Origin of the sequence: Baaleninema sp. (assembly GCF_049974805.1) — a bacterium.
GTDB lineage: Bacteria > Cyanobacteriota > Cyanobacteriia > Cyanobacteriales > Geitlerinemataceae > Baaleninema.
The window spans coordinates 23,631-44,702 of sequence record NZ_JBNGCO010000007.1 but is presented as its reverse complement, the minus strand read 5'-3'; the positions used below and the strand labels follow the sequence as shown (position 1 = coordinate 44,702).

Genomic DNA, 21,072 nt, shown 5'->3' with positions numbered 1-21,072 from the left:
AAATCAGGGAATTTTGAAGGAATGGGGGCGAACGCTGACTTGTCCGTGTTCGTCGAGACAGAATTCCGGTAGGTTGACGGCGTAGATGTGATGGCACTCGCGGGCTTTCAACTCGACGAGCTGTCGTTTGACCGTCTCGATGGCGGCGTTCATGGCTTCGATGCCTTTTCGGGCTTCGGTTTCCCGTTCTAAGCGGCGGTGAGCTTCGGCGATTTGCCTCTCGAGCTGTTGCAGTTGCGGTTCTCCTTCCGCTAGGCGCTTGTGAATCCAGTCGAGGGTGACTTGTAAGCCTTCGGCTTTGGCTTTCCAGGTGTAGCGGGTTAAGGCGGACTGGGTGGCGGACTCGAGTAAGCTTTCGGGAGAGCTTCCGGTGGCGGGTTCGGGGGGTTTGGCCGCTTCGGCTTTGGCTTCTTCGAGCTGGGGGACGAGGCGATCGCGCTCCTGGCGCAGCGATTGTAGCGTTTCGGCTAACTCGGTTTGACGGGTTACGAGATCGTCGATCGAAGCGGGAAGGTCTTTAGACATGGCTGGGGTCAGTTTTTCAAACGGCAAATTGGACGGGAAAGCTCAATTTGACTCCTATTGATTGAAGTCAAGGGTTCGGCGTTTCGGCAAGACGCGATCGCCATCTTCGACTTGGCTCGTTGACGCCATCGGGAGCGTGGCAGCTCGAGGAGTTATCGGCTAGAGTAGAATTGGCACTGCGCTTAGCCATATCTCCTCGTTCGATATCTGAGGTGTTCGCTCTCCATCGCCCCGCCGAAAACGGGAGGTTCGACCCCGAGGGAACGTTGGGATAAGGCAAGTGGCCTTCGGGCGATCCTCTCGCCAGGTATCTCGACAGCACGAGATTACGATCGAACCCGTCGATTTACAAAATCTAACAGAAATATCACCTATACCGAGAGGATCGGGATCGTCTAAAATTGCCAGCAAGCACGCGAGTCAGGGAAACTCACGAGAGGGATCGATGGATTTAGAAGTCGCCTACCAACGCTGTTTAGAATGTCTGGTTCGATCGATCGACGAACTGGCCTCACCTCCCCCCCTCGAGCCGATCGAACCCATCGCCTCGCTGATCGTACAGGCGATGACGGGTCAGTGGCGGTATTTTCACACGCCATCTCACATTTTCGAGGTGGGTGGCTCGGACGATCCCATCGAGGTGCTGGCCGCCCTGTTTCACGATCTGGTTTACGTTCAGGTCGACTCGGGTATCAACCTCAACGTCAGTCGTTATATCTCGAACTACATCAAGGAAGAAGACGGACAGATCGTCATTCTCGAGGAAGCCGAACTTCCCGGCGATCGCGCCTTCGAGATCGCCCTGCGGGTGTTTGGCTTCCACCCCGGTCAAATCCTCGATCCGTTTCGCGGACAAAACGAATTTCTCAGCGCCGCCATCGCCACGCAGGTGCTTTCCCCATTTCTCCCGACGACGGACTTGGTGGCGATCGCCGCCTGTATCGAAGCCACGATTCCTTTTCGCGGCCGTTCCCCGGAAGGACTGACCGCCAGCGAAGTCTTGCAAAAGCATATTGAAGACCTCAATCGGGACTGGCATCTCGGTTGGGCGATCGAGCAGGTGTATGAAGTGGTCAAACGGGCGGTACGCCTGGCCAATCGGGACGTGGAAAACTTCGCCCTGCCCAATTCGGCGGAATTTCTCGATAATACCTGGAACTTACTGCCGGAAACCAACCACGAGCTGATCGGCGCCAATTCTTACACAGTCCGGGGCTATCGCCGCTCGATTCAAAAGATGGAGGGATTTATTAATTTCCTCAAACCGGAACGGGTGTTCGCTCAATATCGCGGCGAACCGGACGACGATACCTATCAGAAGTTACTCGAAAACACCCGTAAAAATTTGGAAACGGCGAAACTGTATTTAGGTATTAAACTAATTACGATCGCCGTCCTCGAGGCTCTCTCCTATCGACTCGGCCGCAACGTTCACATTTCCACGTTGATGGGCGAGTTCCCCGAACCGGGGGTGAAAACGCCCGCCTTGGAACAATTCCTGCCGCCGATTGCCATCGAACGACCGCCGCGTACCCCCTTGGAAGCGGAAGTTCTAGCCCTCTTGAGTAAGGGACGCACCCGCGAGTCGGCTTACGACTTGAAAAACTCCCCCACCTCGACGTTTATTATTCGAGCGGTGGGGTTTGAATGCGTGACGGATTTGTTGGTGGCGGCGAAGGATTTCCTGGCCGGAAAACTGCCCTCGGAAGCCTTTCTCAATCACACGCTGTTACGAAACGGTCAAATCGATATCGTACAAACTCTTTCCCGAGGCGTGGTGCGATTGGGGTACAGTCGAGCGCAGATGTTGGCGGTCGAACCCGATCTCGAGAGAGATGTTGTCGATTCGGTTCGTGTGTGAGGCGTCGGGGTGCGTTCTTTTGGATTGGCCGCCCAGGACGATCGACGAGGTGAAAGATGGGTAAACTGAGGCGGAAAACCCGCTGACCGGGGTGCGATCGCGGAGGAAAACTGGCCGAGGATCGACCGAGGAGGAGAGACCTGCCTCGAGAAAGGCAGAGGTTTTGACGCCGAACTGTACCCCGGCCGGGATAAAATTTGCCAATGTGCTAGATCCGCATCGCTGACATCGACGATCTCGAATGACTAACACTGTTACCGTCACCGTTCCTGCTACCACGGCGAATTTGGGGCCTGGATTCGATTGCTTGGGGGCGGCTTTGACCCTCTACAATAGGTTTGAGTTTTCCCCCCTGAGTCCGGAGGCAGGGCGGTTAAGCGCCTTTGAGATCGCCGTTCGGGGATCGGAATCCGAGCGCGTGGACAGGGACGAACGAAATTTGGTCTATCGCGTTTTTGCCAAACTGTTCGAGACCCTCGATCGACCGATCCCCCCTGTTCGCATCGATATTTCTCTGGGAATTCCCCTAGCGCGAGGGTTGGGCAGTTCGGCCACGGCCATCGTCGGCGGCCTCCTCGGCGCCAATCAGTTGGCAGGAAACCCCTTAAGCCGCCACGAGTTGATGCGTTTGGCGATTTCCATTGAAGGCCACCCCGATAACGTCGTCCCGGCGCTGGTGGGGGGCTGTCAGTTAGCCGCTACCGACGATCTCGATTGGTCTACCTGCGAGATCGCGTGGCATCCCGATATCGTTCCCATCGTCGCCGTTCCCGATTTCGAGCTGTCTACGGCAGAGGCGCGGCGCGTCCTCCCCGATCGCTATTCTCGAGGCGATACCGTTTTTAACACAGCACATTTAGGTCTTCTTGTCAAGGGATTGGAGACGGGAAATCAGAAATGGTTGACGGCGGGAATGCTCGATCGCGTCCACCAACCCTATCGTCAAAAACTCATTGTCGGTTATGCAGAGGTTCGCGCTGCGGCACTGGCGGCCGGGGCTTTCGGCGTCGCCATTAGCGGGGCGGGGCCGACCCTGTTGGCGCTTACCGCTCGCGATCGCGCCGATGGCGTCGTCAAAGCCATGAAAAACACTTGGGACGCCACGGGAATCACGGCTTGGGTGCGATCGCTCCAAATCGACACGACAGGCGCGAAGCTCACAATCGATCGGTGAGAGTTGATACTTGATAATTGACAACGATCGAGCCGTGGAGAGACTCAATCTTGACACTTGATAATTGATAACACCAACCGGCCAAACCCGAGAGGAAACTCGATAAACTAGAAACAGTGACTTGAGACCGATTCGGAACGGGACTCAGTATCAACTATCAATTATCAATTATCAATTATCAATTATCACTTGAATCATGCAAATCTACTTGGATCACAGCGCGACGACCCCCACGCGCCCGGAAGCCATCGCCGCGATGACCGAAGCCTTAACCGAGGCTTGGGGGAATCCCTCCAGTTTGCATCACTGGGGTCAGAAGGCCGCGACGACCCTGGAAACCGCGCGATTGCAAGTGGCGGGGTTACTCAACGCCGAACCGGACGAAATCCTCTTTACGAGCGGCGGTACCGAGTCCAATAACGGCGTATTGATGGGAATCGCCCGTCAGTACGAAACGCCCCAGCATCTTATCGTCTCGAGCGTCGAACATCCGGCGGTGTCCGAACCGGCCCGCTGGTTAGAAAAACAGGGATGGCGCGTCACCTATTTACCGATCGATCGATGCGGACGGGTGAATCCGAGGGATTTGCAAGAGGCGTTGCGTCCCGATACAGTGCTGGTGTCGGTCATCTACGGACAGAGCGAAGTGGGGACGGTGCAACCGATTCGCGTTCTCGGAGATATCGCGCGATCGAACGGGGCGCTGTTCCATACCGACGCCGTACAGGTGGCGGGACGACTCCCCATCGACGTGCAACAGCTTCCGGTGGATTTCCTGTCCCTCTCGAGTCACAAACTCTACGGTCCGAAAGGAATCGGGGCGCTGTATCGGCGGTCTGGCGTCGAACTGCTGCCCTGGTTGAGCGGCGGCGGCCAGGAAATGGGATTGCGATCGGGAACCCAGGCGGTTCCCAACATCGCCGGGTTTGGCGTAGCGGCGGAACTGGCGATGCAGGAGTTGGAAGCCGAAGCACAACGGTTGACGAGACTACGCGATCGCCTCTTCGATCGCCTGTCTTCGGTGTCCATGTTACTGCCGACAGGCGATCGCACCCACCGACTGCCCCATCACGTCAGTTTTTGCGTGACGGACACCCACGAACGCCTCACGGGGAAAGCGATCGTGCGCCAACTGAACCTCGCCGGAATCGCCATCAGTTCCGGTTCTGCCTGTCACAGCGGCAAACTCGCCCCCAGTCCGGTCTTGTCTGCGATGGGATACAGCGAAGCCCTCGCCAAACGGGGAATTCGCCTAACCCTGGGACGCAGTACCACCGAAGCCGATATCGACTGGACGGCAATGGTGTTAAAACAGGTGTTGGAACGGTCTCGCTCGATGGCCGAGGCGGTAAGGCGATGAGGCGGTGAGGCGATGGTGAGATGAGAAGAGAATTTCTCCTCATCAGGTTAACTCCCCTATTCCTGGCACTGAAAATTCGGACAACCCAACCCCTCTGGCGGCGGGATGAATTCTCCTTCCATACGCCAATTGCGATCGCTCGCCAAACTGTTGATAGCGTCAAGGCGGTTTTGAGTGAGGGGGTGGGTTTGAAACTCCAGATTTTCAGCGTTTCGCGACTTCTCCCGTCACCGAATTCCGGTGCCGTAGGCGATGACTTCGATCGACACCGGGCCGCCTCTTTCGGGGAAACCTCCTCCAACTTCAGAGGTTTCGTAACGCACGTTGAGAATTTCCCGAGCGCCCCATTGTATAGCTTGTTCTTTGACTCGCAGTAGCGCTTCGCGACGACCGCGATCGAGCAAACTTTCATAGGCCACGACTTGCCCCCCGATAAGGTTTCGGAAATACATCATGAAGGTTTTAAAGTAATCTGAAGAAATCACCACAATTCCAACAAATAACATGGTATGCCGGGCGTTAGGGAGGGGTTCGGTATAGCCTTTCAACTCGCCACCAACAATATTTTGTAATCCGGCTCCCATATCGCGGGCGATGTTTTTCGCCCGTACCGTACTGCCTTGCACGATACCGTAATGTTTGATAATTTCTTTCCCCGGCACGCCTTCTAAAGTGGTTAAAATCACGGTTATACATCCTTTTTTGAGAGTATAAACTGGAAAGTTTAGAAGAGTTTTTTGGTAGACTTCCTAATTTTTTGCCATAAATTTTGTACTTTTAAAAAAATTGTAATTTTAAAAAACGAGAGCAATCCTCATTCATTGGTAACAACGAACAGAAGTGAAAGTTAAGATTGAAGGTCGGACGGTCTCGCCAGATCCCCGGTATATCCAAGATGCCGGGGATCTCACACAGCCCTTAGACCGATTAGGAATTTTGCCACGAATTATTTACGATGAATATAGGGAGTTTAGAAAAACTTTATTGCGGATTTTCCATATTGTTTAGATTTCCGGTTTCTCGGCATTGATAGACAGGAGTTATGCACTTGTCGGTCAAGAAACCCGGAGTTTCGTTCTGAGCTTGGGGTTGACATAACCGAATCGCGTTAAAAACCGGGTTTCTGCGTCATCCCAATTTTCGATAACCTTGCTATAGATATTCGTAGGCTGAGTTGACTTTACGAAAGAAAACGAGACGGAATAAAGCTTACTGCTGTTAGGTGGCGTGGGCGCTACCTCCAACCTAAGCAACCAACCCATTCGTGAACTCTTTGTAGCAAGTTTAAAGAAAATGCTATCCATCGTGAATTTTTTTAGAGACGCCGAAACCGACGCCTCTAAATTCAGATGAAAATGGTCAAACCTCGTCGCAGCTAAATCTCCGCCAAGGATCGTTCGATTAAACGACGGGCGAGGGTTTGCACCCCCGTATGACGGTAGTAATCCGTACTCATATCGAGAAACGCAGCTAGATAGTCGAGGCGATCGTCGCTGAACTCGATAAAGCTCTGTAGACGATTGCTAACCTTTTGCGGCGTCAACTCGTGAGACGTGACGAAGTCACTCATCCAACCGCGAACGGACTCGAAGCTTTCGCCCATGAAGCCTAGTTTATGTTCGGCGTTTTTCCCGGGAATTTCATCTTTAATTTTTTTGAATTCCTGATTGTCTTCCAGTTCGCTGGGGCTGAGCATTCCCAGGCGTTCTCCGACGGCTTCCACGAAATCGGGACCCAAGGGAATCAAGCCGTCAAAACAGACTAACGCCGCCATCCGCATCAGGGATTCGCCGCTGTAGTCGCCGAGGGATTTAACGAAATCGCCGATGCTGTCGCCGGGAATTCCGTTGATTTTGCAAAAGGCGACGATTTCGACGACGAGTTTCAAGGTTAAATCGATGGTTTGGGCTTTGTCCGCTTTGGGAGTGAGTTTGTTGAGAAAGCCCAACAGGGGGACTTTTTCGCCGACTTTGTTGGCCATGGCCGCCGTTCCCAGGGCGCTTCCGGCGCTGTCGATGGTATCGTACAGCCAGAGGGCGGTTTGATAGCCTTGGGATTTGTCGTTGTAGAGGGCGAGGGCGCGATCGCTCACCAGTTGAATCAAGCTATCGTCGCTTTCTCCGGTAATGGTGCGGATGCTGTTATCCCACCCGACGAGGTTTTCCCATTCGCCCGGAAGGACGAAATCGAGCGATCGCAGGGAGAAAATGGTGATGTTATTGGTGGGGAGTTCGTCAACTCGTTGGTTAATGGATTTGCTCATGGCGGGTAATGACTCTTTTTATGGGCTTTTGACGGAATTTCTTCGGGATTTTTCAGTGATTTTTCAGCTATTTAAGCTGGGCTAAACCGGACAAATCAAACTTTTGAATCCAGGCTTCGCGATCGACTTCCGTAAAGTCGGGGCTGCGCGAGATGACTTTGACTTGGAAGCGATCGGCGACGAGAATCGCCGTTTGGGTATTTCCCAGAGTCACGGCGGGATATCCGGCGATTGTCTCTTGGCTGTTTTGGAATTTCTTCGCGGCGGCGGGGGTGCTGAGGGTATCGGAAATCGCCAGCATCGCGACATCTTGTCCGTCTTGTTTGAGCTTGGCTTCGGCGAATCCTGTTTTTTCTTGGGTGTAAACGCGATCGTAGCCGTCACCGGCGGCGGGGAAGAATTTGTTGAAGGCGCTACCGGGAACGGCGTCTCGCGCGACGGCGCCCCCTTCAGCGGGTTGAACCTGTTGGGCGGTATCTGATGGGGGCGTGGGGGTTTGGGGGTTGCGACATCCACCCACAACAAGCATCGTCGCTAGGAGTAAGGCAACGATGGGTTGGCGAAGGGCTGCAAAACTCATAACACTGCGGGGTAATCGGGAACGGTTGACTTAAGGTTCGATCGTAGCATCGCCTCCGCAAAAACCCTGAGATTCCTAAGTTCGTCTTAATCTCATCGCGGGCGATTTCGATCGGTCGAGAAAGTCGGATTTTTGATGACGATATAGCAATACTCAATGATTCGTTGCCAAATCTCCGATCGGTCAAGGGCTATGGGAGATCGGCTATGCGAGATCCCCGGCATCTCCAAGATGCCGGGGATCTGGAGACAATCCGACATTCGTTCGATCTTGATTTTTACGTCTGTGAATTGCCACAATTGACTTAGAGTTGTTATAGCAATTTTGTGGAATTTCTGTAAAATTTATCGATCTCAATTGGGTGGTGTCTTTCTCGATAAAGAGGCTCAAAAAAATTCGATCGACGATAAAATCACCGATTTTCTAGCCCGTCGTTTGAATCTCCAAAACAATTTAAATTTTTGAGTCAAAAATCCTGGAATTACCAGTTATTTTATAGGGGGTAAGATCGGGTTTTATAATTTGAATTCTTTATTTCGCTTGTCGGCGATCGATCGGGCGAAAAATTACGATTCTTGGGATAAGAAGAACAAAAATTACAAATAACATCCAAAACCACTGTAAAAATCCCTAAAAAACAAACCCTCTCTGCGGCTAACCTGAGAGGGTTTGTGAATTATATTAAACTCGCGATCGATCGCACTTCAATCAACCCGTGACTTTCACCGCCGTTAGCGGCTCGCTCCCATCACGGACACCAGTAAATCCGTGGCAAACAGATTCGTCATCGAATGCAAGAATTTTTGCGTATCGCGTTGGTAAATTTCGTTTGCTGACAAAGCGGTATTCACCTTTTCATCTCGTTTGACTTTCTTTTTAGTGAGAGATTCCTCGTTCATGCGTTTGCCCCTTGCCTTACTCTTCTTCCTATTTACTAGGATGACAATTTTTTTCCGGAATGTCAGGATCTAAAACCGAGAAATCTGCGATCGCCATCACGCCAAATCGCGATCTCGATCGCATTAATGGCGAGACAAATCCAGAGCGGCGATTCCCACGCCACTCAACAGCACGAGCGCCCCTACAAACACCCCCAAAGATGGCACTTCTCCAAACGCCCAATATCCGAACAAACTCGAACAAACTGGCTCTAATAAAATCGCCAAAGTCACAAGAGTTGGTGACAGCCAACGAAGTGTCCAATTAATACTTGTATGACCGATTAATTGAGGTAGCAACGCCATCAAGACGATCGCACCGTACACCGGCCAGGGATGCCCCAGATAACTCGCCCCAAAGACCATCGGCGTCGGCACCAAAATCAGCGCCCCCACCGTGTAGGCTACGGCAATATATCCCGTGGTCCCCAACCCTCGACGTTGGGCTTCCCGTCCGAACAGCAAGTACAAACTAATCGTCCAAGCTCCGAACAAAGCTAGGGTATTGCCCAAAAGGGGGTTTGTAGAAATCGACGTAACGCCAGTCTCGCTCGTTCCCACCAAAAATCCGCCGAAGAGAGCGATGGCGATTCCCACCGCCGTCCGCCGGGAAATCCGTTCCCCAAACCACCACCAGGACAAGATGACAATCCATAAGGGATTGCTGGTGACGATGGTGGTGGCAGCGGCGATGGAGGTGTAAGACAGAGAAGTAGTCCAGGTGGCGAAGTGCGCTGCCATGCAGATTCCCGAGGCGACGGCGAACCCCAAGGCCTGGGGAACGTTTTGCCAGCGAACCTTCGCCCAGGTGGGGACTAACAGCAAGGAGGACAACAGCAACCGCGACGCGGCCAAAACGAGACTCAAGCCAGCCCCTCCGCCGCCTGCGGCGTTGACGGCTAGGCGAATCCAGATAGCTGCGGTGGAAACGGCAACGATTCCCACTGCCAAAACGATCGACACTTGCAGTTTGGAAGGACTTCGTTCCATAGGTTTTGATGTCCGTGAGTCGAAAGCGCAACCTGCGTTTAACAGGTAAGCTTAAGGGTGAATTGGACTTTTGGTAGTGATGACGATGACCAGCGAAGCAATTACTCCCACCGTCAGCGATCGCATTTGCAAACATATGAACGACGACCACGCCGATGCGGTGTTGGTTTACGCTCGTGTTTATGGCGACAAACCGGAGGCGGAATCGGCGGTGATGGAGTCCATCGACCCCCAAGGGATGACCTTAAACGTCCGAATTAATGGCGATACGGTGTCCCTGCGCGTGGGGTTCGATCGCGATCTCAAGGATGCTGAAGATGCTCACCATACGCTGATCGATATGCTCAAACAAGCTAGAGCCAAGGGTTGATGAGATGAGGGGCTGATGAGATGAGGGGCTGATGAGATGATTTCACGTTATTTCTGCAATCTCATCCCCTCGTCCGTAAATCGCGGTAGAACGCTGCGTCAGCCACGCCCAGAGTTGGTCGCCGTAGCTGAAATGCCACCACTCGTTGGGATGTTGGGCGAATTCCGCTGAGGTCATGGCTTCGGCGAGAATTTGGCGGTTTTCGTGAAACTGACGTTCTGCGGCGGTGGTGGCGTCGGCGAAATGGTTGGGATAGGAACGTTCGGAGAGTTCGTCAATGGGCGATCCCATGTCGATCTCGCGATCGCACTCGTCTACCAAAGTCACGTCTACCGCCGCTCCTGTACTGTGGGGGGGCGGCGTGGCGCGATCGAGACTCGGAAGCGCCCAGAATCGATACACTTCGTCTAAGATGTCCCGACGCTGTTGGGGGGTGAGCGCCTCGGGAGAAAGCTGTTTCGATCGAACTACTTCGGCAAACGTATAATTCACCATAAACTGCTGCACCGCAAGGGGACGATAGGCGTCGAAAATGCGAATTCGCCAACCGGGACGCTGTTGTTGTAGAGCTTTTTGAGCGGCCTGAAGTCGATCGAATATTCCCCGACGCAGGAAAAACGGAGATCGATCGTCGTAGGGAGCGCCCAGTTTCGCGTAAGGATGCGGTAACTCCAGCGAAAACACTTCTTCGGGAACTGATACCAAGGGTTCGCCGCACTCTCGAATGGCGATCGTTTGATAAGGTTTCATTAAAATTTCGCAAGCTATACCACATTTTATAAAATATGTCAACCCCCATACAAGTCAACATCCTCGCCCGTCTCCTCGCCGGAGAATTCGACAACGGCGAGCAAGCTCGGGAAAATCCCGCCTGGTTCGTCCACATTCGCCTGTGGCATCGTCCCCTACCCATTTCCATCGACGGAGATTTGGCATTGTTCGCCGAACAAGCCCCCGCCTTGAAACTCCAACAGCCCTATCGTCAGCGAGTGTTGGTATTGAAACTTGGGGAGGTCTCGCCGTTGCGTGTTGAGTATAAGGCGTTTCGGGAACCGACGAAATTCAAAGGCGCGGGGGCGAATCCTCAGTTACTCGAGAGCTTGACTCAGGAGGATTTGGAGGATTTGCCCGGTTGCGTATTAGAGGTGAGCGATCGAGCGGGGGTCTTTGTCGCCGAACCCCCAGAAGGCGCAAAATGCTGTTTCCAGTACGACGGAAAAACCCGTCAAGTCGAGTTGGGATTTGAAGCGAGTGCAGGGCGGTTTCGCAGTTTCGATCGCGGCATCGATCCCGAGACGGGGCGAGGCTTGTGGGGCGCGTTAATGGGGGCTTACGACTTTCAAAAATTGCAGGATTATCCAGTTTAAGCCCCAAAAAGAGAACCCCAAAAAACAGCGTTCCCAGTCTTTCGACTGGGAACGAGGGACAATACCCGAAAAACGACCTACACCGTTGCCATTTCCGGCGTCGGACGTTTGCTGTGGCGAATCCCTTCGATCGCCTCAGCATAACTCGGCGCTTTAAACACCGCAGAACCGGCCACAATGGCGTTAGCGCCAGCCTCGAGAACTTGCCAAGTATTGGCCGGTTTGAGTCCGCCATCGACCTCAATCCAAGGATCGAGACCCCGCTCGTCGCACATTTGACGCAGTTTTTGAATCTTGGGAACCACTTCCGGAATAAAGCTTTGACCGCCGAAACCGGGGTTCACGCTCATAATCAGAATCAGATCGCATAATTCCAAAACATATTCGATCAATTCTAACGGCGTACCGGGATTGAGGACGACCCCCGCTTGTTTCCCGAGTTCGCGAATTTGTCCGAGCGTCCGATGCAAGTGCGGCGAAGCATTATGCTCGGCGTGAACCGAAATAATATCCGCCCCCGCTTTCGCAAAATCTTCCACGTATTTTTCCGGCTCGACGATCATCAAATGAACGTCCAAGGGTTTTTCCGTCATCGGACGAATCGCTTGCACGATTAACGGGCCGATAGTGATGTTCGGCACGAAACGGCCGTCCATTACGTCTACGTGAATCCAGTCGGCGCCCGCTTCGTCTACTGCCTTGATTTCTTCCCCCAAACGGCTGAAATCCGCTGATAAAATTGAAGGAGCGATAACCGTTTGTTTCTTAGATTGCGTCTCTGCCATGTCGCAGTCTTCCCGATATACTTGTTACGATCGATACATGATTTCCCAAAGTGTAACAAAAGATGTCGGCAAAATTCGCCAGTGGTGCGCAAACAACGGCCGTTTTTTGTATGGATTCAACAGGAGTCAAGCCTTGAAGGATAGAAAACCGTCCCTGGATCGATCGCCAATTTTTGCCAAACTCAGAGCCGCTTTCATCAGTACCCTCGGCATCGCTTACACCTTATCCCCCACCTCAGCCTTCGCCACCTCCTCCACCGGAGAAGGAGGCATCGACGCCCAACGGCTTCACGGCGAACCCTACAACCTCCTCGGCCGTAAAATCGGCATCGGACAAGTGGAAATCGGGCGTCCAGCCCAATTCGGCATCGATAAAGACGTTCCCCCCGATCCCGAAAACGCCCCCGACTTAGCGGGGGTGTTCATGCGAGACGCCCCCGCCCAAACCGAAACCAACGTCGACGCCCACGCCCACAGCGTCGCCGGGGTAATGGTGAGCAACAACAAAGAAGCCATGGGCGTCTCTCCCGAAGCTCGACTGTACTCCGCCGGAGCCGCCACGGAAATGGGGGCGAACCGCCAAGCCCAAGAATGCGCCACCACCCAGCACGTCGCCCTGCAAAACACTGACGACGTGCGGGCGATTAACTTCAGCTTCGGCGAACCCCTCTGGCTCGACCCCCGCGATAACGCCGTTCTCGACGGAAACGCCCATTTGACCCTTTGCATCGACTGGTCTGCCAACCAACATGACGTTCTCTATGTCATCGCCGGAAACCAGGGAAACGGCGGCATTCCCATTCCCACCGATAACTTTAACGGCGTGAACGTGGCCTTTAGCCGAGCCGAAAACGGCGTCTTCGATCGCGTCGATGTTGCCAACCTCAGCAGCGTGTTTGAAGGGGTTCGCAGCCGCTTAGTGGGACTCGAAACCAACATCGACGGACGCCGCCTCATCAGCCTGTTAGCCCCCGGTCGTAACGTCGATCTCCTGCGCCCCGACGGTAGCTTATTTGAAAGTACCGGAACCAGTTTCGCCGCCCCCCACGTCGTGGGAACCGTGGCGTTACTGCAAGAATACGGCGATCGCCAACTGAGCCAAAACGCCCCCAACTGGAGCCTCGACAGTCGCCGCCACCAAGTCATGAAAGCGGTACTCCTCAACTCCGCCGACAAAGTGCAAGATACCGGAAACGGGCTGTTACAAGGGATGACCCGCACCATCGGCGATCGACAAGAAGGAAACTGGCTCACCTCCGACGCCCACAACGACCCGGAAGTCCCCTTACATCGAGGTATGGGAACCGGCCATCTCAACGCCTTCCGAGCATACCAACAGTTTCGCCCCGGCCAGTGGCGTCCCAGTGACGCAATTCCCGCCATCGGTTGGGATTTCTATCAAGTGGAAACCAACAACTATCGCGATTACGTTATCGAGGAACCCTTACAAGCCGACAGTTACGTGGCTGCAACCCTCGCTTGGAGCCGTCAAGTCGATCTCGACGACACCAACGGAAACGGCTTGTACGATGAAGGAGAGGAGTTTATCGATCGCGGTCTCAACGACCTCGACCTTTACTTAATGCCTGCCGATTCCGACGACATTTCTGACAGCATCTGGTCTTCCACCAGTCCCGTCGATAGCGTCGAACACATCTTCCACGCCGTTCCCGAAACCGGCCGCTACAAACTCCGCGTCGTCTACAACCGCCAAGTTAACGACGCCGAGCAAGACTACGCCCTCGCCTGGTGGACTGTGAGCCGTGGACAGTAGGGTGCGTGACGCGGAAAAATCGGGTGTGAAAGCTATTACCGAGAAAGCGTCACGCACCGATAATGTATTTTCTCCATCTCCCCCTCATTCCATCATCCCGACTATGACTTCACGAGACCCCGAACTTCGTTCCTTATTGTTCTACGCGACGCCGGTTTTTGGCTTCTTTTTCGCCTGGTGGACCCTGTATCGGAAAAATGGTAGCCGCCATCAAAATGCAGTGAGCCGTTTGTCCGTGACACTGGCGTTAATTTGGTTGCTGGGGTATGTTTCTTTAGGAACTGCCGTCAGTACCACTGAAGTGGGAACTGTACCGCTGCTCGTTATCAGTAGTGTTTGGACGACGACCTATTTCTTGACCTGCTTCGGACTGATGGTGCGGCTGTATCTCGGACGTCCGGTGTGGTTGCCCGGAATTAGCGACTTGAGCGATCGCCTGCCGTAATCGACCGTAAACCTACGGTCGTATATCTACGAAAAGTCTGGGATCGGAAATTGCTGATTCTCGGCGCGATCGATAACGCTAATATATGGTAGCGAGCGAGTATCGTCGTTTTCGTAGACTTTTCGTGTGTGAGGAATTCCGTGTCAGCACAGAACCGTTCCCATCAATCTTTCGTTCAACAGTCCGATCGCACTGCCTCTTCCCAAAAATCCTCGAAGTCGGGGTTTGGCTGGCTGTGGTTGGGATTGGGACTTACGGGAGTTGCGATGCTCTCGGCGACGGCCGGAGCGTTGCTGGCCGTTTCCCTCTCGAGTACTCCCTTGATGCAGACGAAACTGCGCCCTGAAGATCGCGGCATCTTCAGCCAGGACGACCTGGCGATGACGAATATGAAGATGCCGGAGTTGACGCGGCCGGTGAATATTCTGGTGTTAGGAACGAAGGTTCTCAACTCGGATTTGGGAAGACCTCTCAAACGGTCTGGTCACGATCCCCTCGTCAACTCCCTCGACGGTCTTTCTGACAGTATGCTGTTGGTTCGCTTCGAGCCAGACAGCCACCAACTGACGCTGCTGTCGGTGCCTCGGGATACCTTGGCTTGGGTTGAAGGGTACGGCGATACGAAAATCAACGAAGCTAACGCCCTCGGTGGACCGGCGTTGAGTGCGCGATCGGTCAGTGATTTGCTCGGCGGCGTGGGGATCGATCGCTACGTTCGCGTCAACATTCAGGGAATTGAAAAACTCATTGACGCCCTCGGTGGGGTTAATGTTTACGTTCCCAAAGATATGAAGTATATCGACCAAACGCAACACCTCTATATCGACCTCAAGGAGGGCGAACAACATCTCAACGGAAACGAAGTGTTGCAATTTCTGCGGTTCCGTCACGACGGCTTGGGAGATATCGGACGCATCCAACGCCAGCAGATTTTGATGCGGGCGTTTATCGAACAGGCGGTCAATCCCATGACTCTGGTGCGTCTTCCCAACATTCTCTCGGCGATTCAAGAACACGTCGATACGAACCTCAGCATCGAGGAACTGGTGGCGTTACTGAATTTCGCCAGTAAAACGAGCCGCGAAAACGCTCAAATGCTCATGCTTCCCGGGGACTTTAACAGCCCCGCAACGCCCCAAGATCCGAGTTACTGGATTCCAGATTACAATCGTATCGATGCGCTGGTGGCCGAACATTTCGGTCGGGAACAAGCCCCGGCTCAGGCGTGGATGGCCGATCCGTACTATCTTCGCATCGCGATTCAAGACAGTACGAATCAACCCGAAGCGGTTAACGCCCTGATTAATAAGTTGATGGAGGCGGGATACCGCAACGTCTACGAAGACCGTCAGTGGACTGAACCGTTACGGGAAACGCGAATCGTCGCACAAAACGGCGATCGCGATAGTGCGGTGGATTTGCGCCGTTCTCTGGGCTTTGGAGAAGTGCGCGTCGAAAGTACCGGGGTTTTACAATCGGATATCACCATTCAACTGGGCCGCGATTGGCTCGATCGCCAGGACTCCTACGTTCAGTCGGATTTGTGGTAAATCGTCGAGTCTGGGGGAAGGCGATCGCGTCAGGTAAAACTTGCGATCGATCGCCCCTCGCGGCTTGCGAGAAAAGCGGTTATGATACGGACAGTATTGACAGCTACCCCCGAATTTCTGTCACCGACCAGTTCTCGGGATTCGATTTTTCCACGATCGACAAGATAGATCGACACAGCAAAACTCCACTGCACGAGCGAACGTTATGGATGGAATTTGTACTCTCGCCAACGATCGCGTTTACGATCAATTGGTCGCTCTCCTCAACAGTATTGAAGCCGTGCAGGGGCCGCAGATGCCCGTCTGCGTTTTTCCCTACGACGATAACGTCGATCGCGTGGCGGCGGAAATCGCCCGTCGCCCCAACGTCCAACTTTACGACGATACTGAGTCGATCCGACGCTGGGAAACCTTTGCTGAGGAGATTTGGAGAGCGCATCCGACGGCGTTTCAAAGCTGGAACTTGCAGCCGGGAGAACGGTTCAACCGCGTGGGAATGCATCGACGGTTTTGTGGGTTTGACGGGCCGTTCGATCGCTTTATTTACATGGACGGCGATACGCTGTTGATGAATTCGGTCGATTTTATTTTTGAAAAGCTCGATTCTTACGATTGCGTCGTCTACGATTTTCAATATAAAGACCCGTCTCACGTTTACGACGTGACCTCGGAAAAACTTTACGATGTCTTTCCGAAAGAACGCATCGAATCGGAGATTTTTTGCGCGGGTTTCTACGGAACGAAACGGGGATTGTTTGATGAAGAGGCTCGGAAAGAACTGTTAGAACACCTCAAATCTGACGAAGCGGAAATTCTCTACGTCAACGGACCGGATCAGTCGATCGTAAACTATATGATGATGCGATCGCACAAGTCCGTTTACAATTTTTCTCAGCATTTTTCAGATTCCGAAAAAACGGGATGTTGCGTCACATCGCCTCATTTTGAAAATCGAGATAACGTTCTCTACGATAAAGGTCAACGGTTAACGTACCTTCATTACATCGGGATTCCGCTTAAAGCGTTTTCGCGGGTTTGTGCGGGAGAAAATGTCGAATTTCCCTACCGCGATCTGTTTTTATACTATCGTTACCTTCACGAACCGGAAAAACGCCCCAAACTGACGGGAAAACCGAAACCTTACAATCCAAAACCCACCTTAACTCAACGCATTCTCAAAAAACTCAAACTCACGCACTAGTGCCAAAGTTTTAGGGGGCCAAACTGATGCTTGGAGACTTTTACGATAAACTTGAGTTCGGAATTCTGCGTTGCGACGGCTTTTTAGCCACGAATTCCAAAAACTCTGTGTCTGCCGGATCTTTGTAGCCAAAAATCTTTGAAACGGTTCCTGTCGTCAACCGATCCTATATTGTAACAATATTTTGCAAGACTGTCTGGTTATGATGCCTCGTGATACCATTTTCCAAAATACACGCCAAATCTGATGTCGTTTGAATTGACGCTAGAAAAAGCAAAATTATACGAATAATCGAATTGGCTGCTGTTGAGTTTCGTAAACTCAACCCAACCTACGAAAAGTAACTATAGATGGTCAATACTATGACTCGTGGGATTTACATCGTCGCCAACGATAAAGTTTACGAACAGACGATCGCCCTGTTAAAAAGTATCCGTCTCCGCGACGCCGAAACGCCGATCGTCATGATTCCCTTTGACGACAACCATCAAAAAGTGGCCGATGTCGTCACGAAAGAATACGGCGTGCAGCTTTACGAGGATTTAGACTTCGTCGAAACCCTCTGTCAACAACTCCACGAAATTTTTGGGAAAGACTTTTTTAGCAATCCCAACAAACAACGAAAACAGGCGTGCTGGTTCGGTCCTTTCGACGAATTTCTCTATATCGATGTCGATATTGTCGTCTTTGAAAAAATTATAGACAATTTAAAATATCTTGATGAATATGACTTTTTATGTTGTGACTACCAACACGCGAACGGCATTAAAGATGTTTTTACCTCGAAGGTTTTAGAGGCGGGTATTTTTACAGCAGACGACCTAAAAGATGTATTTAATAGCGGCTGGTGGGCGTCGAAAAAAAATCTGTTTTCCGTGCAAGATTTGTACGATACGTTTGCCGAATGCGCCCAACATCCCGATTACTTCGACTTCTCTCAAAAAACCACCGACCAACCTATTTTCAACTACCTAGTTCTCAAACGGATTGCCCGTCGGTTTAACGTGGTGCGTCGTCCTGGCGGCGCACCGGGCAGCTGGGCGGGAAGTCCCCACTTCCAGCAAAAAGGCGATCGCCTGTTCGATCCCAAAACCGGCCAGCCCTTGCAATATTTGCACTGGGCGGGCGTTCGCATCGAACCGGGCTGTCCTTACTGGGATATTTGGCAACACTACCGCTATCTCGGGGAACCGATTCCCGAACGACCGGCGATCGCGCCGCCCCCGAAAAGTTGGACGCGACAGGCGATCGACAGAGTGAAATCAGTCCTGAGAAAATTCAAGCCCTAACGTATCTAAACTGTTATCCAAATCCCGACCCAATCGCGACTAAGGAATTAGGTAACGATGCCGAAAGAAAAAGATTACTGCTTTGCGACCCTCGCACTGGGTCAGCGATATCGAACGATGACCGTCGGCTTGGCCGAAGAACTCGCCCAACACGCTCCCGGTTCGTCGTTGGTGGTGTATACCGACAAACCCAGCGACTTCGATACCGTCAGCAACATCAAAGCGTTCAAACACAGCCAGCAAGGGATTTTACACTGCTATAACGACAAACTGTTTCTCATCGAAACCGCCCTGTCGATCGCCCCGGTGGTGATTCACATCGACGCCGATACCCATCTCGTCGATCGCATTCCCGAGGATCTTCACTGGAAACCCGGTATCACCTCCGTTTACGAGAACCTCGTCGATCACGTCACGAAAAACCGCCCCCACAGTTTGCCCGATCTCAAAAAAGTGGCGGACAAACTGGAAATGACCCCCAACCAATGGGAAAATGCCGTCTGGATTGGCGAGGCGTTGTACGTTGTGGTTCCCGAAGGGGGCAAAGAACGGGAATTTCTACGGATGTGGCAAAAAATCGGCGACTACATGGAATTGCGCGGAATGTATGCCGGATCGGGGAATTTCATGGGCTTGGCAGCCGCGAAAGTGGGCTTGTCAGTTCATAACGAGGGCTATCGCGAACTCGCGGCGGCTCTGAAACATTGGGACGCTTCCTTAAGTCGCCCCAAACCGACGCTGTGGAAAAGTTTCAGCAAACGACTCGGCTATCACTATCGTTTGAATCGGGCGCGGTTGCGAGCGTTACAAGACTTTGATTTTTACTATCGATAAAACGACAGACCGACCCCGTGCGATCGAGATCTCAGCTTAAACCAATCTCGATCGCTGTGAAACCTATCGACGATCGCACCCGTCGTAGATCTCGATCGCCCAAATTTTCCCAATTTCGAGTCACAGTAGATGTATAGAGAGGTCGAGGCGTCATACAAGCGTCCCAACCGGCGCAGAATTCAAGGACAACCACCATGCGTTCAGAATACAGCTCTCGCGATCGCGAACTGACCCAAAGTTTCCACGAAGCCCTCTTGACGTACTTCTGTCAGGCTTTTGACGACTCGCTTCAAGACCTGCTGTACGATTGCAGTTTTGGATTTGCACCGAGTCCCACTGGAGAACAGACCTTCTTCATTATCGCCTCGACCCTCGACGACACCGAAGAACTCGTCGAAGTGGCCGAGCGTCTCGTCGGTAAAGTCATGGATTTGATGCCGGGAATCTCGAAACTCGCTCTGTGCTGTCAGCCCCCCGACCTCGACGAGGGAGGCGACAGAGACCGTCCTAACTTCCTCTACGGTCGCATTGTAGAGGTTCCCCGGTTCTGCTTCGAGTAACGGGATTCCCCAGTGAGTCTCTAAGAACCGTGGCGTTTCTGATGCCACTGCCAAGCGTGGGCGACGATATCCCGCAACTCCCCGTATTGCGGTTGCCAGCCGAGGATTTCTCTGGCTTTGGCACTGCTGCCCACTAACACGGGTGTATCTCCAGAACGACGTTCTCCCAATTTCACGGGAATCTCTCGTCCCGTTATCTCTCGTGCCACTTCAATGACTTCTTTAACCGAAAAACCGTTGCCGTTGCCGAGATTGAAGGTTTGAGAGTCTCCTCCTTTCAATAAGTATTCCAACCCCAAGACGTGAGCCTGGGCTAAATCGCAGACGTGGATGTAGTCGCGAACGCAGGTTCCGTCTGGGGTGTCGTAGTCTGTACCGAAAATGGCGATCGACTCCCGCAGTCCCAACGCCGCCTGCAACACCAGGGGAATCAGGTGCGTTTCGGGATCGTGATCTTCCCCGAGTCGTCCTTGGGGATCGGCTCCGGCGGCGTTGAAATACCGGAATCGGACAGATTTCAAGCCGTAAGCCCTATCGAAGTCCGACAGCATTTGTTCGACGAAAAGCTTGCTGTAGCCGTAGGGATTGATGGGATGTTGCGGGTGGTCTTCCGTCAGCGGCATAAATTGCGGAATGCCGTAGGTGGCGCAGGTGGAGGAAAATACGAATTTGTCCACTGACGCCGTTTTCATGGCTTCGAGAAGGGTCAGCGTTCCCACGACGTTGTTGTGGTAGTACTTGGCGGGATCGGTGACGGATTCGCCGACGAAGATATAGGCGGCGAAGTGCATGACGGCGGCGATGTCGTGGGTTTGGAAGAGTCGATCGAGCAAGGTTCGATCGGTGGTGTCACCCACGACGAACTCCACGTTCAAGACCTTTTCCAGTAAATCGCGATGGCCGTAAACCAGGTTATCGAGAACGATAACTTCATATCCGGCGTCTTTTAAGGCGAGAACGGCGTGAGAACCGATGTATCCCGCTCCTCCGGTTACTAAAATCGTCGGTTTGGCTGACGACACGGCTGATTTTCTCCTTACAGGGCTTTGCTTCTAGTGCTTAGGATAGGCGCAAATTTCCGGATCGTGTGAAAGTTCGACAGGATTCGCCGCCATTGACTCCCCGAAGCACTTTCCTGAGAGAACCGCTCCTTCAGCGAGGCCGCGCCCCGTGGTTCTCCGTATTTTCCACAGCACTCGTCCCCAA

General features: G+C 52.9%; 22 protein-coding genes. 12 read left to right on the top strand and 10 right to left on the bottom strand.

Going from position 1 to position 21,072, the window contains the following annotated elements; all coding sequences use genetic code 11:
• Positions 1 to 3: 3 nt before the first annotated feature.
• Together ACP5D4_RS02845 and ACP5D4_RS02840 are read right to left on the bottom strand one after the other, a co-directional pair.
• Positions 4 to 525, bottom strand: a complete 522-nt coding sequence (locus tag ACP5D4_RS02845) for a hypothetical protein (protein ID WP_428010109.1) — start codon at positions 523 to 525, stop codon at positions 4 to 6.
• Between the two features lie 67 nt (positions 526 to 592).
• Entirely contained in the window at positions 593 to 847 is a 255-nt protein-coding gene (locus tag ACP5D4_RS02840; protein WP_428010108.1) for a hypothetical protein, read from the bottom strand.
• Positions 848 to 970: 123 nt separating this feature from the next.
• Here ACP5D4_RS02840 and ACP5D4_RS02835 point away from each other — a divergent pair, with 123 nt between their 5' ends.
• The 3 genes from ACP5D4_RS02835 (at position 971) to ACP5D4_RS02825 (ending at position 4,920) form a co-directional block, all read left to right on the top strand.
• Positions 971 to 2,386, top strand: a complete 1,416-nt coding sequence (locus ACP5D4_RS02835) for a hypothetical protein (RefSeq protein WP_428010107.1) — start codon at positions 971 to 973, stop codon at positions 2,384 to 2,386.
• Between the two features lie 241 nt (positions 2,387 to 2,627).
• Positions 2,628 to 3,560, top strand: a complete 933-nt coding sequence (gene thrB / locus ACP5D4_RS02830) for a homoserine kinase (RefSeq protein WP_428010106.1) — start codon at positions 2,628 to 2,630, stop codon at positions 3,558 to 3,560.
• Between the two features lie 196 nt (positions 3,561 to 3,756).
• Positions 3,757 to 4,920 carry a cysteine desulfurase family protein gene (locus ACP5D4_RS02825; RefSeq protein ID WP_428010105.1) on the top strand — a complete coding sequence of 388 codons (1,164 nt, stop codon included), beginning with the start codon at positions 3,757 to 3,759 and terminating at the stop codon, positions 4,918 to 4,920.
• 227 nt (positions 4,921 to 5,147) lie between these two features.
• On the opposite strand, the gene ACP5D4_RS02820 is transcribed toward ACP5D4_RS02825, so the two are convergent.
• The 5 genes from ACP5D4_RS02820 to ACP5D4_RS02800 form a co-directional block, all read right to left on the bottom strand.
• The gene (locus ACP5D4_RS02820; RefSeq protein ID WP_428010104.1) at positions 5,148 to 5,606 is read right to left on the bottom strand and encodes a YbjQ family protein; all 459 of its coding nucleotides are present in this window, start codon (positions 5,604 to 5,606) and stop codon (positions 5,148 to 5,150) included.
• Positions 5,607 to 6,295: 689 nt separating this feature from the next.
• Positions 6,296 to 7,183, bottom strand: a complete 888-nt coding sequence (locus ACP5D4_RS02815; RefSeq protein ID WP_428010103.1) for a hypothetical protein — start codon at positions 7,181 to 7,183, stop codon at positions 6,296 to 6,298.
• Between the two features lie 67 nt (positions 7,184 to 7,250).
• A complete protein-coding gene (locus tag ACP5D4_RS02810) occupies positions 7,251 to 7,763 on the bottom strand; it encodes a hypothetical protein (RefSeq protein WP_428010102.1) in 513 nt (170 codons plus the stop codon).
• A gap of 731 nt (positions 7,764 to 8,494) precedes the next feature.
• Positions 8,495 to 8,662, bottom strand: a complete 168-nt coding sequence (locus ACP5D4_RS02805) for a hypothetical protein (RefSeq protein WP_428010101.1) — start codon at positions 8,660 to 8,662, stop codon at positions 8,495 to 8,497.
• Between the two features lie 123 nt (positions 8,663 to 8,785).
• On the bottom strand, positions 8,786 to 9,691 hold the full coding sequence (locus tag ACP5D4_RS02800) for a DMT family transporter (RefSeq protein WP_428010100.1): 906 nt from the start codon (positions 9,689 to 9,691) through the stop codon (positions 8,786 to 8,788).
• Between the two features lie 85 nt (positions 9,692 to 9,776).
• Between ACP5D4_RS02800 and ACP5D4_RS02795 the strand changes: the two genes are divergently transcribed.
• Positions 9,777 to 10,061, top strand: coding sequence for a DUF2470 domain-containing protein (locus ACP5D4_RS02795; protein ID WP_428010099.1), 285 nt, complete (start codon positions 9,777 to 9,779; stop codon positions 10,059 to 10,061).
• Positions 10,062 to 10,103: 42 nt separating this feature from the next.
• Here ACP5D4_RS02795 and ACP5D4_RS02790 read toward each other — a convergent pair whose 3' ends face one another.
• The gene (locus ACP5D4_RS02790) at positions 10,104 to 10,811 is read right to left on the bottom strand and encodes a M15 family metallopeptidase (protein ID WP_428010098.1); all 708 of its coding nucleotides are present in this window, start codon (positions 10,809 to 10,811) and stop codon (positions 10,104 to 10,106) included.
• A 35-nt stretch (positions 10,812 to 10,846) separates the two neighbouring features.
• On the opposite strand from ACP5D4_RS02790, the gene ACP5D4_RS02785 reads away from it, so the two are divergent.
• Complete coding sequence (locus ACP5D4_RS02785) at positions 10,847 to 11,428, top strand: chromophore lyase CpcT/CpeT (RefSeq protein WP_428010097.1); 582 nt, start codon at positions 10,847 to 10,849, stop codon at positions 11,426 to 11,428.
• A gap of 77 nt (positions 11,429 to 11,505) precedes the next feature.
• On the opposite strand, the gene rpe is transcribed toward ACP5D4_RS02785, so the two are convergent.
• Positions 11,506 to 12,213, bottom strand: coding sequence for a ribulose-phosphate 3-epimerase (gene rpe / locus ACP5D4_RS02780; protein ID WP_428010096.1), 708 nt, complete (start codon positions 12,211 to 12,213; stop codon positions 11,506 to 11,508).
• A 133-nt stretch (positions 12,214 to 12,346) separates the two neighbouring features.
• On the opposite strand from rpe, the gene ACP5D4_RS02775 reads away from it, so the two are divergent.
• The 7 genes from ACP5D4_RS02775 to ACP5D4_RS02745 all read left to right on the top strand — a co-directional run bounded on the left by ACP5D4_RS02775 (position 12,347) and on the right by ACP5D4_RS02745 (position 19,866).
• Positions 12,347 to 13,987, top strand: a complete 1,641-nt coding sequence (locus tag ACP5D4_RS02775) for a S8 family serine peptidase (protein WP_428010095.1) — start codon at positions 12,347 to 12,349, stop codon at positions 13,985 to 13,987.
• A gap of 103 nt (positions 13,988 to 14,090) precedes the next feature.
• Positions 14,091 to 14,432, top strand: coding sequence for a hypothetical protein (locus ACP5D4_RS02770; protein WP_428010094.1), 342 nt, complete (start codon positions 14,091 to 14,093; stop codon positions 14,430 to 14,432).
• A gap of 140 nt (positions 14,433 to 14,572) precedes the next feature.
• The gene (locus ACP5D4_RS02765; RefSeq protein ID WP_428010093.1) at positions 14,573 to 15,982 is read left to right on the top strand and encodes an LCP family protein; all 1,410 of its coding nucleotides are present in this window, start codon (positions 14,573 to 14,575) and stop codon (positions 15,980 to 15,982) included.
• A 205-nt stretch (positions 15,983 to 16,187) separates the two neighbouring features.
• Positions 16,188 to 17,183: an Npun_R2821/Npun_R2822 family protein gene (locus tag ACP5D4_RS02760; RefSeq protein WP_428010092.1), complete on the top strand. Its 996-nt coding sequence runs from the start codon at positions 16,188 to 16,190 to the stop codon at positions 17,181 to 17,183.
• Positions 17,184 to 17,545: 362 nt separating this feature from the next.
• The gene (locus ACP5D4_RS02755; protein WP_428010091.1) at positions 17,546 to 18,472 is read left to right on the top strand and encodes an Npun_R2821/Npun_R2822 family protein; all 927 of its coding nucleotides are present in this window, start codon (positions 17,546 to 17,548) and stop codon (positions 18,470 to 18,472) included.
• A gap of 57 nt (positions 18,473 to 18,529) precedes the next feature.
• Complete coding sequence (locus ACP5D4_RS02750; RefSeq protein WP_428010090.1) at positions 18,530 to 19,306, top strand: hypothetical protein; 777 nt, start codon at positions 18,530 to 18,532, stop codon at positions 19,304 to 19,306.
• Between the two features lie 194 nt (positions 19,307 to 19,500).
• On the top strand, positions 19,501 to 19,866 hold the full coding sequence (locus ACP5D4_RS02745) for a hypothetical protein (protein WP_428010089.1): 366 nt from the start codon (positions 19,501 to 19,503) through the stop codon (positions 19,864 to 19,866).
• 20 nt (positions 19,867 to 19,886) lie between these two features.
• Here ACP5D4_RS02745 and galE read toward each other — a convergent pair whose 3' ends face one another.
• The gene (gene galE / locus ACP5D4_RS02740) at positions 19,887 to 20,888 is read right to left on the bottom strand and encodes a UDP-glucose 4-epimerase GalE (protein ID WP_428010088.1); all 1,002 of its coding nucleotides are present in this window, start codon (positions 20,886 to 20,888) and stop codon (positions 19,887 to 19,889) included.
• Positions 20,889 to 21,072: the final 184 nt, after the last annotated feature.